The organism is Streptomyces sp. A012304, from assembly GCF_026008495.1.
Taxonomy (GTDB): Bacteria; Actinomycetota; Actinomycetes; order Streptomycetales; family Streptomycetaceae; genus Streptomyces.
Genome location: NZ_BQUN01000228.1, coordinates 182,318 through 196,898 on the forward strand (window position 1 = coordinate 182,318; position 14,581 = coordinate 196,898).

A 14,581-nucleotide genomic window follows, 5' to 3' on the forward strand; every position below is an offset into this window, starting at 1 on the left:
CACGGTTCCTTCTCTCACAGCTCCCTGATCCGGACGTCCCGGTAGGAGACCACGTCCGTCGTGCCGTGCACCTGGAGTCCGATGTAGCCGGAGGCGAACCGCCGCCCGTCCGTGCCCGGGTCGTCCGAGCGGGGCGGGGAGAAGTCCTGGCCGCCGATGTTGTCGAACTCGTTGATGAGCACGCCGTTGCGGTACACCGCGTAGTGCTGGTCGACCACCCGGATCTCGTAGTCGTTCCAGGTGCCCTTCTGGGTGACGCCCGCGCCGGCCAGCCCCACCCGGTCGAAGCCGTAGACCGAGCCCGTCTTGTACAGGTCGCCGTCCGGCCGGTCCAGGACCTGCACCTCGTGCCCGTACTTGATGGCGACCCACTCGGGCCGGGGCTCCTCCGGATGGTCGTGGACCCCCGGGAAGCGCACGAAGACACCGGAGTTGGCGTTCCCGTCACCCGGGGCGTCGTCGCGCCACTGGAGGCGCAGCGAGAAGTCGCCGTACTTGCGCTGCGGGAACCACAGCATGCCCAGGCCCGGTCTCGTGGTGCCGCTGGTGATCGACCCGTCGGGGTTCAGCGCGAACGAACCGCCGCCTACCTGCTGCCAGCGGGCGAAGGACTCCGCGCTGCCGTCGAGGATCGTGCGGTAGCCCTCGGTCTGCCCGGGCCTGCCGATCCCGGACCGGCGGGCGGCCTCGTGGATCGCCTCGGACTCGCGCCCGTCGACGACGCCCGCCTGGAGGAGCCCGTCCAGGACCGTCCTCACATGCTTGAGGAACAGCGCGTGCGAGGTCCAGTCCTTCTCGTCCTCGATCAGCTCGCCGATCCGGCACCGGGTGTCGGTGACCCGGTTCGGCACCCCCGAGTCGACGGTGCCGACGATCACCGTCGACCGTTCGTCGTACTCCGGGCAGTGGGGGGCCGGGACCTGGCTGGAGACGACGGTGAGGCTGACGGTGCGGGCCGCTGAGGTGTTGCCGGCCCTGTCGGTCGCCCGGTAGGCGAGGGTGTGGGCGCCGGCGCGGTCGACGATCACCGGGCTGCCGTACGCGATGTACGGTCCGCCGTCGAGTGAATACTCGATCCGGTCGACACCCGACCCACCCGCGTCGGTCGCGCTCACCGTCACCCTGGCCTTGCCGACGTACGCCCCGTCGGAGTTCCTGGTGCCCTCGACGGTCACACCGGTCACGGGGGGAGTCGTGTCGCGCGGAGGAGTCGCCACGACGGTGAAGCGCACGCTCTTCTCGGCGGACACGTTGCCCGCCTTGTCGACGGCCCGGTAGCGCACGGTGTGCGAGCCGAGCAGATGCACCATCACGGGGGCGGTGTACGGCTGCCAGGCGCCGGAGCCGACCGCGTACTCGATGGTGTTCACCCCGGAGCCGGTGTCGGACGCCGTGACCGTGACCGTGGCCATGTCGAGGTACGCCCCGTCGGCGTTGCGCTCGCCGCTCACCGTCGCCGAGGTCTCGGGCGCAACGGTGTCGTCCGAGGGCGGGGCGACGACGGTGAAGCGCACGCTCCGCTCGGCGGAGACGTTGCCGGCCCTGTCGACCGCCCGGTACCGGACGGTGTGGTCGCCGGGCCGGTCGACGACGAGGGGCGCTGTGTACGGTAGCCAGTCGCCCGTGTCGCCGACCGCGTACTGGACCGCGTCGAGCCCCGACCCTCCCGTGTCCGTCGCCTCGACCGTCACCGTCGCCGACCCCACGTACTGGCCCTGGGTGTTCTGCGTGCCGCTCACCCGCGCGGACGCCTCCGGAGCCGTCGTGTCCTCCCCGTTCCCCTCGGTGACCACGAGGATGCCCTGCATCTGGCCGTGGCCGGGGATCGTGCAGTGGTAGAAGTAGCGGCCCGGAGTGAGCGTGACCTCGGCGGTGTGACGCCCGCCCATGTCGTCGTTCGGGCCGGCGAGGATGTTGAGCCGCACGTCGTCGTTGAACTCGGGATCGTTCGTCACGAAGGTCAGCGTGTGCGGCATGCCAGTGGTGTTGCCGGTCGCCACGCTGTTCTCGAAGACGATCGTCGCCGGCCCCGCCACGGCCGTGGCCGGCGCGGACGTGTACTTGGTGATGTCGTCGCCGGCCGTCCAGGTGAGGACCTGGGCGGCCGCGGGCCCCGGCTCGGGATCAGCGGAGGCGACCGGCACCGCCCCCAGCCCGAGCGTCATCAGCACGGCGGCCAGCAGGGCCGTCCAGACTCTTCGCCGCCGTGTCCGACTCCGTGTCGGATGCTGTGTCACCGCGCCCCCCTCGCCAGCTGATCGGCGGCCGGAGTGGGGCCGCCGCCCGTGTAAGTGACCCGCCACAGTGCGGACTTGGCGTCCGAGGTGAAGAAGCCGCGCCCGTAGTCGAGGACGTAGAGGGCGCCGTCCGGGCCGAACCTCCAGTCCATGAGGTTCTTGATGCCGTCGTTGCCGACCGGCACGATCTTCTTCAGGGACTCGGAATGCACCGGCAGACCGCCGTCACCGTGCGTCCTCGGGTCGGTGAGGACCGCGTTGCGCGGCTGGCCGGCGTCGTAGAAGTCACCGACGAACCACTTGCCGTCCCAGTACGCGGGCCACTTGGTCGCGCTGGTGCTTGTGGCGTCGTACCGGTAGACCGGGCCGTTCATCGCGGCCTGGCCACCGCCCTTGAGCCACGGCAGCAGGAAGGAGGCCTCCTCCGGCTTGTAGGAGGGAACACCGTTCGCGTCGCGCGGGTAGTCCGGTGCGCCGCCCTGGGGCGAGTACCAGATGTTGTTGCCGGTGACCGGCGGCAGGTCGACCAGGCCGTCGTTGTTCGGCGACTCGTTCCTCGGACGGTCGCAGTCGTACCAGCCCAGCGGCCTCGTCGGATCGGGCAGATTGCGGTCCCGGTAGGGCTGCTTGTTGCCCATGCAGTACGGCCAGCCCCGGTTGCCCGCCTCGGTGATGACGGCGAACGTGTCGTACTTCGCCGGCCCCCAGGTCGTGGAGGGCGCCGAGGCGTCCGGGCCGACCCAGCCCGCGTACAGGATGTCCGTCGTCCGGTCGACGAAGATCCGCGCCGGGTTCCGCACCCCCATCACATAGATCTCGCCGCGCGTCTTGCCGCCGCCCTCGTCGGTCTCCCGGCCGGTGAACAGGTTCCCGTCCGGGATCGTGTACGTCCCGTCCGGCTCCGGATGGATGCGCAGGATCTTGCCGTTGAGGTTGTTGGTGTTGCCGGCGGTGCGCCGCGCGTCGGCGAAGGACACGCCCTTGTAGTTCGGCTGCGGGTTGTTGCCGGAGTAACCGTCGCTGAACCCACTGGAGTTGTTGTCGCCGGTGGCGATGTACAGATTGCCCCGGGAGTCCCAGGCCATCCCGCCGCCCGCGTGGCAGCAACTGTGGATCTGCACCGGCCACGCCAGCAGCACCTTCTCGCTGCCCAGGTCGAGCCGGTTGGTGGCGAGGTCGAACGTGAAGCGCGAGACGCGCCGTTCGGCCATCCGTGTGTCACGGTCGATCCGCGCGTGCGGGGTGTAGTGCAGATACACCCAGCCGTTCTGCTCGAAGCGCGGGTCCAGCTCGATGCCGAGGAGCCCCTCCTCGACCTTGACCAGTTCGTCGCCGCCGCCCTTGTTGCCGAAGACGGTCAGCGCGCCCGCGAGCGTCACCTTCCCGGTCTTCGGGTCGTAGACGTGGATCTCCCCCTTGCCCTTGCCGATGTCGGGGTCGTTCCAGTCGGTGACGACCGGCTGGGAGGAGTCGGCGCCGCCCCGGCCGATGTAGAGGACACGGCCGTCGGGGGCGGTGACCAGGCCGTGCGGCTCGCCGATCTGGTCGTTGCGCCCCGGCTGGTTGGGACGGGTCAGGCGTTCCGCCTTGTAGTTGCCGGTGATGGTCGCCTTGCAGTCCGCCCGCACGAGCCGGGTCGTCCACAGCAGGGCGCCCCGCAGATGGGTGCGGAAGTCGGTCTCGTCGTACGACGACACCGTGCCGCCCATGCCGGTGTAGAAGGAGCGCCCGCCGTCGTAGTCGCGGCACCAGCTCACCGGGTGGTCCCAGCCGTTGGCACCCGCCCCGGGCCGGTAGGTCGACTCCCGTACACGGGCGACCGTGTGCACCTCGCCCGACGGGTTCCGCACCCAGTTGAACCACCGGTCCGGCCGCTTCCACTGCACGGGCAGGTCCTTGGTGGCCGGATGCCGCCGGTCACCGACCTCGACCACCGCGCGCTGCACGCTCGTCGGGCCGGCCGCGGCCGGACGGGCGCCGACCAGGCCGGTGAACCAGTCCGAGTACGGCTCCGCGCGGGCCGCGTCATGGATGCCGACGAAGCCGCCGCCGGCCTCCATATAGGCCTCCAGACCGGCCTCCTGCTCGGGATCGAGCACATCGCCGCCGCCGGTCAGGAACACGATCGCGTGATGACGGCCCAGCTCCGCCGCGTCCGTGAAGACCGAGGCGTCGTCCGTGGCCTCCACCTCGAACCGCTGGTCCGCCGGGCCGGACAGGCCGATCGCCTCGATCGCCTCGATCCCGGCGTTCACGACCGGCGACTCGTCCCCGGCCGCCGCGGAACCGTGGAAGATCAGCACCCGTACGCTCGCGTCGCCCGGCGGCGACTTCACGGACATCGTTGTCGGGGGCGGTTCCGGGGCCGGACGCGCTCGTGCCGCCGGAGCCGACAGCAGTCCCGCGGCGACGACACCGGCGGCCACGGTGGCCACCCCAGCCCGTCTTCTCCCGCTTCCCGTGCTCAACCCTCGTAAGTGCATGGGCACCTCCTCGGTCACAGCGACAGCCAAGGAAGCTAGACGTCTTTGCGCGGCCCGCCAATACCTATGGCCGCAATGGCACGAACTTTGTCCTGAGTGTGGATGAACACCGGAATGAACGGTTACCGTCTCACCGGTTCATCACCGGTACGCCTGCGCAAGTTCCTTACCAGGTGGGGAGTTCCGTATGGACAGACGTGCTTTCAACCGGCGGGTGCTGCTCGGTGGCGCGGCCGTGGCGACCTCGTTGTCCGTGGCCCCCGAGGCCGTGAGTGTGGGCACCCCGGCCAGGACGGCCGCCGCCGGGGGCGCGGTCAGACACCTCAAGCTCTACGCCGAGAAGCTCGCCGACGGGAAACTGGGCTACGGCTTCGAGAAGGGCGCCGCCACCGTCCCCGGCCCGCTGATCGAGCTCACCGAGGGCGACACCCTCCACATCGAGGTAGAGAACACCCTCGACGTGGCGGTGAGCCTGCACGTCCACGGCCTGGACTACGAGATCACCAGCGACGGGACGAAGCTGAACCGCAGTGACGTCGAACCGGGCGGCACCCGCACCTACACCTGGCGCACCCACGCCCCCGGCCGCCGCGCGGACGGCACCTGGCGCGCGGGCAGCGCCGGATACTGGCACTACCACGACCACGTCGTCGGCACGGAACACGGCACGGGAGGCCTCCGCAAAGGGCTCTACGGCCCGGTGATCGTCCGCCGCAAGGGCGACGTCCTGCCCGACGCGACCCACACGATCGTCTTCAACGACATGACGATCAACAACCGGCCCGCCCACAGCGGACCCGACTTCGAGGCCACGGTCGGCGACCGCGTCGAGTTCGTCATGATCACCCACGGCGAGTACTACCACACCTTCCACCTGCACGGACACCGCTGGGCCGACAACCGCACAGGCATGCTCACCGGCCCCGAGGACCCCAGCCAGATCATCGACAACAAGATCGTCGGACCGGCCGACTCCTTCGGCTTCCAGGTGATCGCGGGGGAGGGCGTGGGCGCCGGCGCGTGGATGTACCACTGCCATGTGCAGAGCCACTCCGACATGGGGATGGTGGGCCTGTTCCTGGTGAAGAAGCCGGACGGCACCATTCCGGGATACGACCCGCACGGCCCGCACGAGCCACGGGGGACGGGCGGGGCCGGCCGTACCGACGAGACCGGCACGACACAGGGCGCGCACGAACACTGAGCAGCGCGAGAGCGCTCTCACCTCCTCCTTCCACGGGGCTATCCTGATCCGCACCCACCCAGGAGGAGCTCCGCAGTGACCGAGGCAGCACCGCGTCCCACACTGGAGGCGGTGGCCGCGCTGGCCGGTGTCTCCCGGGCCACCGTCTCACGCGTCGTCAACGGCGGGAACGGCGTCCGGGAGCCCCTCGTGGAACGGGTCCGGCGGGCGGTGGAAGAACTCGGCTACGTCCCCAACCAGGCCGCCCGCAGCCTGGTGACGAAACGGCACGACGCCGTCGCCGTCGTCATCGCCGAGCCGGAGACCCGGGTCTTCGCCGACCCCTTCTTCGCCCTGCAACTACGGGGCATCAGCAAGGAGCTGACGGCCCACGACAACCAGCTGGTGCTGCTGCTCACCGAGGGCCGCGACGACCACACCCGGGTCGCCCGCTACCTCGCCGGCGGCCATGTCGACGGCGCCCTCGTCTTCTCCCTGCACCTGGACGACCCGCTGCCCGGGCTGATCCAGGGCGCCGGGATCCCCACCGTGTTCGGCGGCCGCCCCGGCTGGAGCGACGGCACCCGCGACGTCGTGTACGTCGACAGCGACAACCGCCAAGGCGCCCGCGAGGCCGTGCGCCACCTGGCCGGCCTCGGCCGCACCCGTATCGCGCATCTCACCGGACCCCTCGACCAGACCTCCGCGGCCGACCGGCTGCAAGGGTTCCGGGACGTCATGGGCGACGCCGGTACGCCGCTCGTCGTGGAGAGCGACTTCACGCCCGGCGGCGGCGAACGGGCGATGCGGGAACTCCTCGACCGCCGCCCCGACGTCGACGCCGTGTTCGCCGCCAACGACCTCATGGCCTCGGGCGCCCTGCGCGTGCTGCGCGAGCGCGGTCGGCGCGTGCCGGAGGACGTCGCCGTGGTCGGCTTCGACGACATGCTGCCCGTCGCCGAACAGACCGATCCGCCGCTGACGACGGTCCGTCAGGACATCGAGGAGATGGGCCGGATCATGGCCCGCCTCCTGCTGCGCGGCCCCGACCGGCGCGCCGGGGACGACGCACGCGACGAAGCGCCGTCCGGGGTCGTCCTGCCGACCACACTGGTGCGCCGCGCCTCGGCCTAGAGAGGGGAGCACCGTCGGTCACGGGCCGGGTTCTCCTCGTTCCTCGCCGGTCCCGCGCGCCGCCGTGCGCCGGGGTCCGCGCCCGGGCACCATCAAGACGGCCGGGGGCCCCGCGACGCCTCGTATATGCGGCGTTGATCGAACGTTTTTCACCGCGCGGCACGATCCTCGCCATGGACACCGACACGATTGCCACGCCCGACCTCGCCTGGCAGCGCGAGGCGCTGTGCGCGCAGACCGGGGCGGACTTCTTCTTCCCCGAGCCCGGCAGCTCGGTGCGGGAAGCCAAGCGCATCTGCGGCATGTGCGAGATGCGCACCGCCTGCCTCGAGTACGCCCTCACCCACGACGAGCGCTTCGGCGTGTGGGGCGGTCTGTCCGAGAAGGAACGGCTCCAGCTCAGGCGCACGTCACCCTGAATCCGTACGTCCGTACGGCCGGGTCGCGGGGGTCCGGTCGGGATCGGAGGACGCCGTACCGGCGTCGGGGTGCCGTACGCGACGACGGCCCGCACCGGGAGAACCGTTTCCCCGGTGCGGGCCGTCGTCCGGGCGACGAGCCTCGGTCAGCCGCCGGCCCGCGCCGCCATGCGCGCCTTGCGCGCCGCGAGCTTCTCGTCGAACTTCAGGGCCTCGGCGTCCAGTCCGCCCAGGAACAGGCCGAGTTCCTCCTGCGCCTGCCGCCCCTCGGCACCGAGACCGTCGATCTCCATGACCTTCAGGTGGCGCAGCACGGGCTGGAGGACGTCGTCGTGGTGGATGCGCAGGTTGTAGACCTCGCCGATCGCCATCTGCGCCGCGGCCCGCTCGAAGCCGGGGATGCCGTGGCCGGGCATGCGGAAGTTCACGACGACGTCGCGCACGGCCTGCATGGTCAGGTCGGGGGCGAGCTCGAAGGCCGCCTTGAGGAGGTTGCGGTAGAAGACCATGTGCAGGTTCTCGTCGGTCGCGATGCGCGCCAGCATGCGGTCGCAGACCGGGTCGCCGGACTGGTGGCCGGTGTTGCGGTGCGAGATGCGGGTGGCCAGCTCCTGGAAGGCGACGTAGGCCACCGAGTGCAGCATCGAGTGGCGGTTGTCCGACTCGAAGCCCTCGCTCATGTGGGCCATGCGGAACTGCTCCAGCTTGTCCGGGTCCACCGCGCGCGAGGCGAGCAGGTAGTCGCGCATCACGATGCCGTGCCGGCCCTCCTCCGCCGTCCAGCGGTGCACCCAGGTGCCCCAGGCGCCGTCCCGGCCGAAGAGCGTGGCGATCTCGTGGTGGTAGCTGGGCAGGTTGTCCTCGGTCAGCAGGTTCACCACCAGCGCGATCCGGCCGACCTCGGTGACCTTCGACTGCTCCTTCTCCCAGGCCTCGCCGTCCTCGAAGAGACCGGGGAAGTTGCGGGCCTCGCTCCACGGCACGTACTCGTGCGGCATCCAGTCCTTGGCCACCTTCAGGTGCCGGTTCAGCTCTTTCTCGACCACTTCCTCCAAGGCGTACAGCAGCCGGGCGTCGGTCCAGACGGAGGGGCTGCCGAGGTGCGGGGAAGTGATCGTCACGGGTACTCCAGGGGACGTCGTGCAAAAGCGGAATGCGTCCGGCGGGCGGCGCCGGAACTTACGGGATCGTAGGCTACGAAGCCGTAGGTTACGAAGCCGTAGGTTAAGGGCGCTGTAAAGATCGCTGATCAGCCGTGTCCACTGGGGTGATTCGGAGGCCTTCGCGGGCATACGCGACAGCCCCGGGAACCGCAGGTCTCGGGGCTGAGAAGGCGCTGCGCCCACGCGGTCAGGCGTAGAGGTCCCGCAGCCGCACCGAGAGACATGTCACACAGCCCTCGAGCTTCTCGAACTCGCTGATGTCGACCACGACGGGCTCGTGCCCGAGGTCGGCGAGCAGCTCCGCCGTCTTCGGCGCGCTCGCCGCCATGAGCACCTTCGGGCCGCCCAGCAGCACCACATGGGCGCCGGCCTCCTCCGGCACGGACAGGAAGCGCGGGAACAGCGACGGGCGGTCCACCTTCGGGATGTGGCCGACGACCGTGCCGTCGGCAAGCGCCGTGACGGCCGACTTCAGATGCAGGACCTTGCTCACCGGTACGGCGACGACACGCGCCCCCAGCGGCTCGAAGGCGGCACGGACCTGCTGGACGCCGGCCGCGTTGGTACGGCCGCCGCGGCCGACGTAGACGGTGTCGCCGACCTTGAGCACGTCACCGCCGTCCAGCGTGCCGGGCTCCCAGATCCAGTTCACCGAGCAGCCCAGCCGGGCCACGGCCTCCTCGACCCCGGCGGTCTCCTCGCGCCGCGACTCGGCGCCGGGGCGCGCGATCAGCGCGACGTTCTTGTACATCACCACCGTGTCCTCCACGAACACGGAGTCCGGGCAGTCGTCGGCCGGTTCGACCTCGATGGTCTCCCAGCCGTGCGCGCGCAGCGCCTCGACGTACGCCTCCCACTGCTCCAGCGCCAGTCCGACGTCGACCTTCTCCCGCTCGATGTGCGTCACCAGACCTTCGGCGAGGCGCGGGCTGGGGCGGCGGATGAGGGCCTTCTTGCTGGGCACGTCCAGGACTCCGAATCGGTGACGACAGGCCGGCGCCCCTGACAAGGCGCCGGTCCGCCATCATGCAGCGCCGGTCGCCGAGGACAAAACCCTCGCCGCCCGGCCGTGCCCCTCCTGAGACGAAGCGGTGCTATGCCGGGTCCACCGGCTCCAGCACCTCCTCGGCCGACGCCTCCCGCAGCTCCCCGTCCAGCAGCAGCCACCGGGTGATCCCGATCGACTCCAGGAACGGCAGGTCGTGGCTGGCCACGATCAGGGCGCCCTCGTAGGACTCCAGGGCGGTGGTGAGCTGGCGCACGCTCGCCATGTCGAGGTTGTTGGTCGGCTCGTCCAGCATCAGCAGCTGGGGCGCCGGCTCGGCGAGCATCAGGGCCGCGAGGGCCGCCCGGAACCGCTCCCCGCCGGACAGCGTCGCCGCCTTCTGATCGGCGCGGGCGCCCCGGAACAGGAAGCGGGCGAGACGGGCCCGGATCCGGTTGTTGGTCGCGCCGGGCGCGAACCGGGCGACGTTCTCGGCGACCGTGAGGTCGCCGTCGAGGACGTCCAGCCGCTGCGGCAGGAACCGCAGCGGCACATGCGCGTGCGCCTCGCCCGCGACCGGCGCCAGCTCCCCGGCGATGGTGCGCAGCAGCGTCGTCTTGCCGGCGCCGTTGCGCCCGACCAGCGCGATCCGTTCCGGCCCGCGCAGGTCGAGGCCGCCCCGCACGCGCGCGCCGTAGGCGAGTTCCAGATCCCGCAGGGTGAGCACGTCGCGCCCCGGCGGTACGGCCGTGTAGGGCAGGTCGACACGGATCTCGTCGTCGTCCCGGACGGCCTCCACCGCCTCGTCGAGCCGCTCCCTGGCCTCGGCGAGCTTCTCCTCGTGCATGATGCGGTGCTTGCCCGCGGACTCCTGCGCCGAGCGCTTGCGCGCCCCCATGACGATTTTCGGCTCGCGCTTCTGCTCGAACATCTTCTGCCCGTACCGCTTGCGGCGGGCCAGCTTGACCTGGGCGTCGGCCAGTTCCCTCTTCTGTTTGCGCAGGTCGGCCTCCGCGACGCGGACCATGCGTTCGGCGGCCTCCTGCTCGGTGGCGAGCGCCTCCTCGTAGGCCGAGAAGTTGCCGCCGTACCAGGAGATCTCGCCGGCGCGCAGATCGGCGATCTGGTCGACGAGTTCCAGCAGCTCCCGGTCGTGGCTGACCACGACCATCACGCCGGGCCAGGACGCGACGGCCGCGTAGAGCCGGCGGCGCGCGTACAGGTCGAGGTTGTTGGTGGGCTCGTCGAGCAGCAGGACGTCCGGGCGGCGCAGCAGCAGCGCGGCCAGGCGCAGCAGCACCGACTCGCCGCCCGACACCTCGCCGATGGTGCGGTCCAGGTCGACGTGGCCGAGTCCGAGTTCGCCGAGGGTGGCCAGGGCACGTTCCTCGACGTCCCAGTCCTCGCCGACCGTCTCGAAGTGCTCCTCGGAGACGTCACCGGCCTCGATGGCGTGCAGCGCGGCCCGCTGGGCGGCGATGCCGAGGGCCTGGTCGACCCGCAGGGAGGTGTCGAGTGTGACGTTCTGCGGGAGGTAGCCGACCTCGCCCTTGACGCGGACGGAGCCGTCGGCCGGGGTGAGTTCCCCCGCGATCAGCTGCAACAGGGTCGACTTGCCGGAGCCGTTGACGCCGACGAGTCCGGTCCGGCCGGGGCCGAAGGCGACGTCGAGCCCGTCGAAGACGGAGGTGCCGTCGGACCAGGCGAAGGAGAGGGAGGAACAGGTGATCGAAATAAACAAGCGGGCCTCGCGGTTGCGTGTGCGGTCAGGGGCAACGCGTGTCGAGACACCGGAAGACGGCGACCACCGGGGGAGCGGGGAGCGCGTGGGGCACGGACACCCGGGAAGACCCGGAAGGGAATCGGCCCTGCTCGCAAGGACAGCTCGAACGCCGAGGTCGCACGCAGCGCACACACCTCTCGGGTGTGGCGTGGTGTCTCATGACCTCAGACGAGCAACGTCCTTCTCCGATCGACGGCAGCAGAAGCGTTCTACACCGTAGGGAGGGCCGGAAGGGCTGTCAACGGATTAACAGGCGTCCCGCATCAGCTCCGCGAGGTCGTGGTCGAGGTCCAGCTGGAGGTGCTCCAGGCCGGTCGGCACCAGCTCGCTCGTGGCCTGGAGGAAGCGCCGGACGTCCGCCGAGTGGACATGCACGATCGCGGTGCCCTCGGGGGCGTGGAACTCCAGCACCGTGCGGTCGTAGCCGTACGGGCGGACGCGGACGTCGCCCTGGCCCTCGGCGTCGTGCAGACCCGCGGCGAGCAGGTCCCGGGCGAAGGTCCAGCAGACGTCCACGCCCTCCAGGGTGGCCGGTGCCGGGAAGGTCATGCGGACGGCGAAGGGATCGCGCCGGTCGTAGTGCAGCGTGGCGGGGATGCTCTGCATCCGAGGCGCGGCGGCGACCAGGCGGGCCTCTACGGGCTGCTCGATGACGATGGACAACGCCTTGCTCCCTTGTGACGGCGGGACGAAATGCGGGCGGGTGGGGGCCGGACACTGGAAGAGACGCCGGAACCGGCCGATCCGTGCACACGAATTCCGAGTGACCTCGGTCACCGCCTTTCATGCACGGGAGTGACTCACCTCTCCTCCCGTGCCCCGTAGGGCGGTTGGGGCGACCACGGGCATCTGGACGGCACCCGGGACGTGGGCTAGCTTCGCCCGCCATGAGGCGCTTGGGGAAGACGCGACGCACGGCAGGCACGGCTCGGGCGAGGCGCACGGGGCGCACGGCGGTCGTGGGGGCGGCCTGCGCGGCGGCGCTGGCCCTGCTGACCGCGGGCCCCGCGCAGGCGGGCACCCCTGGCCCCGGGTGGGCGGTGAAGGACACCGGCACCTCCTCCGTCCGCTTCCGCGGCCTCGCCGCCGTGGACCGCGAGACCGCCTGGGTGGCCGGCAGCCAGGGCACCGTCCTGCGCACCACCGACGGCGGGGCGAGCTGGGACGAGGTCTCCCCGCCGGGCGCCGGTGAGTTGCAGTTCCGGGACGTCGAGGCGTTCGACGCCCGGCGCGCCGTGGTGCTCGCCATCGGCGAGGGAGAGGCCTCGCGGGTGTACCGCACCGACGACGGCGGAGCGACCTGGACGGAGTCCTTCCGCAACACCGACCCGCGGGCCTTCTACGACTGCCTGACCTTCTTCGACCGCCGCCACGGCCTGGCGATGAGCGACCCGGTGGACGGCAGGTTCCGCATCCTGTCGACCAGCGACGGCGGCCGCTCCTGGCGGGTATTGCCGAGCGCGGGCATGCCGGCCGCGCTGGAGGGCGAGGCGGGCTTCGCGGCCGGCGGCCAGTGCCTGGTCTCCGCCGGCCCCCGGGACGTCTGGCTGGCCACCGGCGGCGCCGCACGCGCGCGCGTGCTGCACTCCTCCGACCGGGGACTGACCTGGACCGCCACCGACGCCCCGGTCCCGGCGGGCGACCCCGCGCGCGGCGTCTTCGCCCTCGCCTTCCGCGACCGCGCCCACGGACTCGCCGTCGGCGGCGACTACCGCCCCGACCAGAACTCCCCACGGGCCGCCGCCACCACCGGCGACGGCGGGCGCACCTGGCGGCCCTCCGCCACCCCGCCGCCCGCCTACCGCTCCGGCGTCGCCTGGCTGCCGCACAGCCGCACCGCCGCCCTGGCGGTCGGCCCCACCGGCACCGACCTGACCACCGACGCCGGCCGCACCTGGCGCACCATCGACACCGGCTCGTACGACACCGTCGACTGCACGCCCGACCTCGGGTGCTGGGCGGCCGGCGAACAGGGGCGGGTGGCACGCCTGGAGAGCTGAGCCGTTTCGGGGTACCCGAGGGGTGCGGACACGAAAGGAGTGAGCGCACATGCCACGCGGTTCCAGCCCCAAGCGGGAGCGCCAGTACGAGCACATCAAGAAGAGCGCGCAGGACCGGGGGGAGAGCACCGAGCGGGCGAAGGAGATCGCCGCCCGGACGGTCAACAAGGAACGCGCCCGGTCCGGTGAGTCGAAGACCGCGAGCCGCACCTCCACGCAGGACATGTCGTCCGGCAAGCGGGGCGGCCAGCGGTCCGGCAAGGGCTCGCAGGGTCCCACGTACGACCAGCTGTACGAGGAGGCCAAGCGCCGCAACATCCACGGCCGTTCGGACATGAACAAGAGCCAGCTGCAGCGGGCCCTCGGCAAGGACTGACCCGAACCGCCGCCTGACGGGATCGCGGGCCGCCACGCGGGAGCCGTACGCTCGTCCTCACCATGACGACCGTAAGTGTTCCCGCGGGCTGGCCCGCGACCGAGGAAGAGGCCCGCGCCGTCCAGGACGAGCTGCGGGCGCGGGTGGTGCTCGACGAACCGGGCCCGCCGCCCGGCACCGGACGGGTGACGGGAGTCGACGTCGCCTACGACGACGAGCGGGACGTCGTCGCGGCCGCCGCCGTCGTGCTGGACGCGGCGAGCCTCGACGTCGTCGCCGAGGCCACCGCCGTCGGGCGGATCTCCTTCCCGTACGTGCCCGGCCTGCTCGCCTTCCGCGAGATCCCCACCGTGCTCGCCGCCCTCGAGGCGCTGCCCTGCCCGCCCGGCCTGGTGGTCTGCGACGGCTACGGCCTGGCCCACCCCCGCCGCTTCGGCCTCGCCAGCCACCTCGGCGTCCTCACCGGCCTGCCCACGATCGGCGTCGCCAAGAACCCCTTCACCTTCACCTACGACGACCCGCCCGCCCCGCGCGGATCCGCCTCCCCCCTGCTGGCGGGCGACGACGAGGTCGGCCGGGCCCTGCGCACCCGGGCCGGCGTCAAGCCGGTCTTCGTGTCGGTCGGCCACCGGGTGACCCTGGACAACGCCTGCGCCCACACCCTCGCCCTGACCCCCGAGTTCCGCCTGCCGGAGTCGACCCGGCGGGCGGACGCGCTGTGCCGGCGCGCGCTCCAGGAGGCGAGGAGCCGTCACTGACCCGCCCCGGTACGGCGGGACGCGCCCGGCCGGCCCGCCGGATCCCGGGTCGACGCCCCC

The 14,581-nt window shown here is 71.6% G+C and carries 12 protein-coding genes; 6 read left to right on the forward strand and 6 right to left on the reverse strand.

The annotated features are described in order from the left end of the window. Window positions 1-14: 14 nt before the first annotated feature. Both ALMP_RS43755 and ALMP_RS43760 read right to left on the reverse strand, forming a co-directional pair. Window positions 15-2,165: an OmpL47-type beta-barrel domain-containing protein gene (locus tag ALMP_RS43755; RefSeq protein ID WP_264937723.1), complete on the reverse strand. Its 2,151-nt coding sequence runs from the start codon at window positions 2,163-2,165 to the stop codon at window positions 15-17. Between the two features lie 68 nt (window positions 2,166-2,233). After that, a complete protein-coding gene (locus ALMP_RS43760) occupies window positions 2,234-4,720 on the reverse strand; it encodes a ThuA domain-containing protein (protein ID WP_264937649.1) in 2,487 nt (828 codons plus the stop codon). Between the two features lie 187 nt (window positions 4,721-4,907). Here ALMP_RS43760 and ALMP_RS43765 point away from each other — a divergent pair, with 187 nt between their 5' ends. The 3 genes from ALMP_RS43765 to ALMP_RS43775 all read left to right on the forward strand — a co-directional run bounded on the left by ALMP_RS43765 (window position 4,908) and on the right by ALMP_RS43775 (window position 7,456). Continuing rightward, the gene (locus tag ALMP_RS43765; protein ID WP_264937650.1) at window positions 4,908-5,924 is read left to right on the forward strand and encodes a multicopper oxidase domain-containing protein; all 1,017 of its coding nucleotides are present in this window, start codon (window positions 4,908-4,910) and stop codon (window positions 5,922-5,924) included. A 75-nt stretch (window positions 5,925-5,999) separates the two neighbouring features. Continuing rightward, window positions 6,000-7,037, forward strand: a complete 1,038-nt coding sequence (locus ALMP_RS43770; RefSeq protein ID WP_264937651.1) for a LacI family DNA-binding transcriptional regulator — start codon at window positions 6,000-6,002, stop codon at window positions 7,035-7,037. Window positions 7,038-7,210: 173 nt separating this feature from the next. Further along, window positions 7,211-7,456: a WhiB family transcriptional regulator gene (locus ALMP_RS43775; RefSeq protein WP_264937652.1), complete on the forward strand. Its 246-nt coding sequence runs from the start codon at window positions 7,211-7,213 to the stop codon at window positions 7,454-7,456. 146 nt (window positions 7,457-7,602) lie between these two features. Here the strand turns inward: ALMP_RS43775 and ALMP_RS43780 are convergent, their stop codons facing one another. From ALMP_RS43780 to ALMP_RS43795, 4 genes are all read right to left on the reverse strand, one after another. Next, entirely contained in the window at window positions 7,603-8,577 is a 975-nt protein-coding gene (locus tag ALMP_RS43780; protein WP_264937653.1) for an acyl-ACP desaturase, read from the reverse strand. Between the two features lie 229 nt (window positions 8,578-8,806). Continuing rightward, complete coding sequence (ddaH, locus tag ALMP_RS43785; RefSeq protein WP_264937654.1) at window positions 8,807-9,583, reverse strand: dimethylargininase; 777 nt, start codon at window positions 9,581-9,583, stop codon at window positions 8,807-8,809. Between the two features lie 130 nt (window positions 9,584-9,713). Beyond that, entirely contained in the window at window positions 9,714-11,345 is a 1,632-nt protein-coding gene (locus ALMP_RS43790) for an ABC-F family ATP-binding cassette domain-containing protein (RefSeq protein WP_264937655.1), read from the reverse strand. A 288-nt stretch (window positions 11,346-11,633) separates the two neighbouring features. Further along, window positions 11,634-12,050, reverse strand: a complete 417-nt coding sequence (locus tag ALMP_RS43795) for an SsgA family sporulation/cell division regulator (RefSeq protein ID WP_264937656.1) — start codon at window positions 12,048-12,050, stop codon at window positions 11,634-11,636. Window positions 12,051-12,274: 224 nt separating this feature from the next. Here ALMP_RS43795 and ALMP_RS43800 point away from each other — a divergent pair, with 224 nt between their 5' ends. The 3 genes from ALMP_RS43800 to ALMP_RS43810 all read left to right on the forward strand — a co-directional run bounded on the left by ALMP_RS43800 (window position 12,275) and on the right by ALMP_RS43810 (window position 14,521). After that, complete coding sequence (locus tag ALMP_RS43800) at window positions 12,275-13,387, forward strand: oxidoreductase (protein WP_264937657.1); 1,113 nt, start codon at window positions 12,275-12,277, stop codon at window positions 13,385-13,387. A gap of 49 nt (window positions 13,388-13,436) precedes the next feature. Further along, window positions 13,437-13,763, forward strand: a complete 327-nt coding sequence (locus ALMP_RS43805) for a plasmid stabilization protein (protein ID WP_264937658.1) — start codon at window positions 13,437-13,439, stop codon at window positions 13,761-13,763. A 62-nt stretch (window positions 13,764-13,825) separates the two neighbouring features. Next, window positions 13,826-14,521, forward strand: a complete 696-nt coding sequence (locus tag ALMP_RS43810) for an endonuclease V (RefSeq protein ID WP_264937659.1) — start codon at window positions 13,826-13,828, stop codon at window positions 14,519-14,521. Window positions 14,522-14,581 lie beyond the last annotated feature (60 nt).

Bases quoted from the DNA above. Each gene is read 5' to 3' on its own strand.
- ALMP_RS43775 (WP_264937652.1), top strand. From the start codon at position 7,211: ATGGACACCGACACGATTGCCACGCCCGACCTCGCCTGGCAGCGCGAG.
- ALMP_RS43810 (WP_264937659.1), top strand. From the start codon at position 13,826: ATGACGACCGTAAGTGTTCCCGCGGGCTGGCCCGCGACCGAGGAAGAG.
- ALMP_RS43755 (WP_264937723.1), bottom strand. From the start codon at position 2,165: ATGACGCTCGGGCTGGGGGCGGTGCCGGTCGCCTCCGCTGATCCCGAG.
- ALMP_RS43765 (WP_264937650.1), top strand. From the start codon at position 4,908: ATGGACAGACGTGCTTTCAACCGGCGGGTGCTGCTCGGTGGCGCGGCC.
- ALMP_RS43800 (WP_264937657.1), top strand. From the start codon at position 12,275: ATGAGGCGCTTGGGGAAGACGCGACGCACGGCAGGCACGGCTCGGGCG.
- ALMP_RS43760 (WP_264937649.1), bottom strand. From the start codon at position 4,720: ATGCACTTACGAGGGTTGAGCACGGGAAGCGGGAGAAGACGGGCTGGG.
- ALMP_RS43805 (WP_264937658.1), top strand. From the start codon at position 13,437: ATGCCACGCGGTTCCAGCCCCAAGCGGGAGCGCCAGTACGAGCACATC.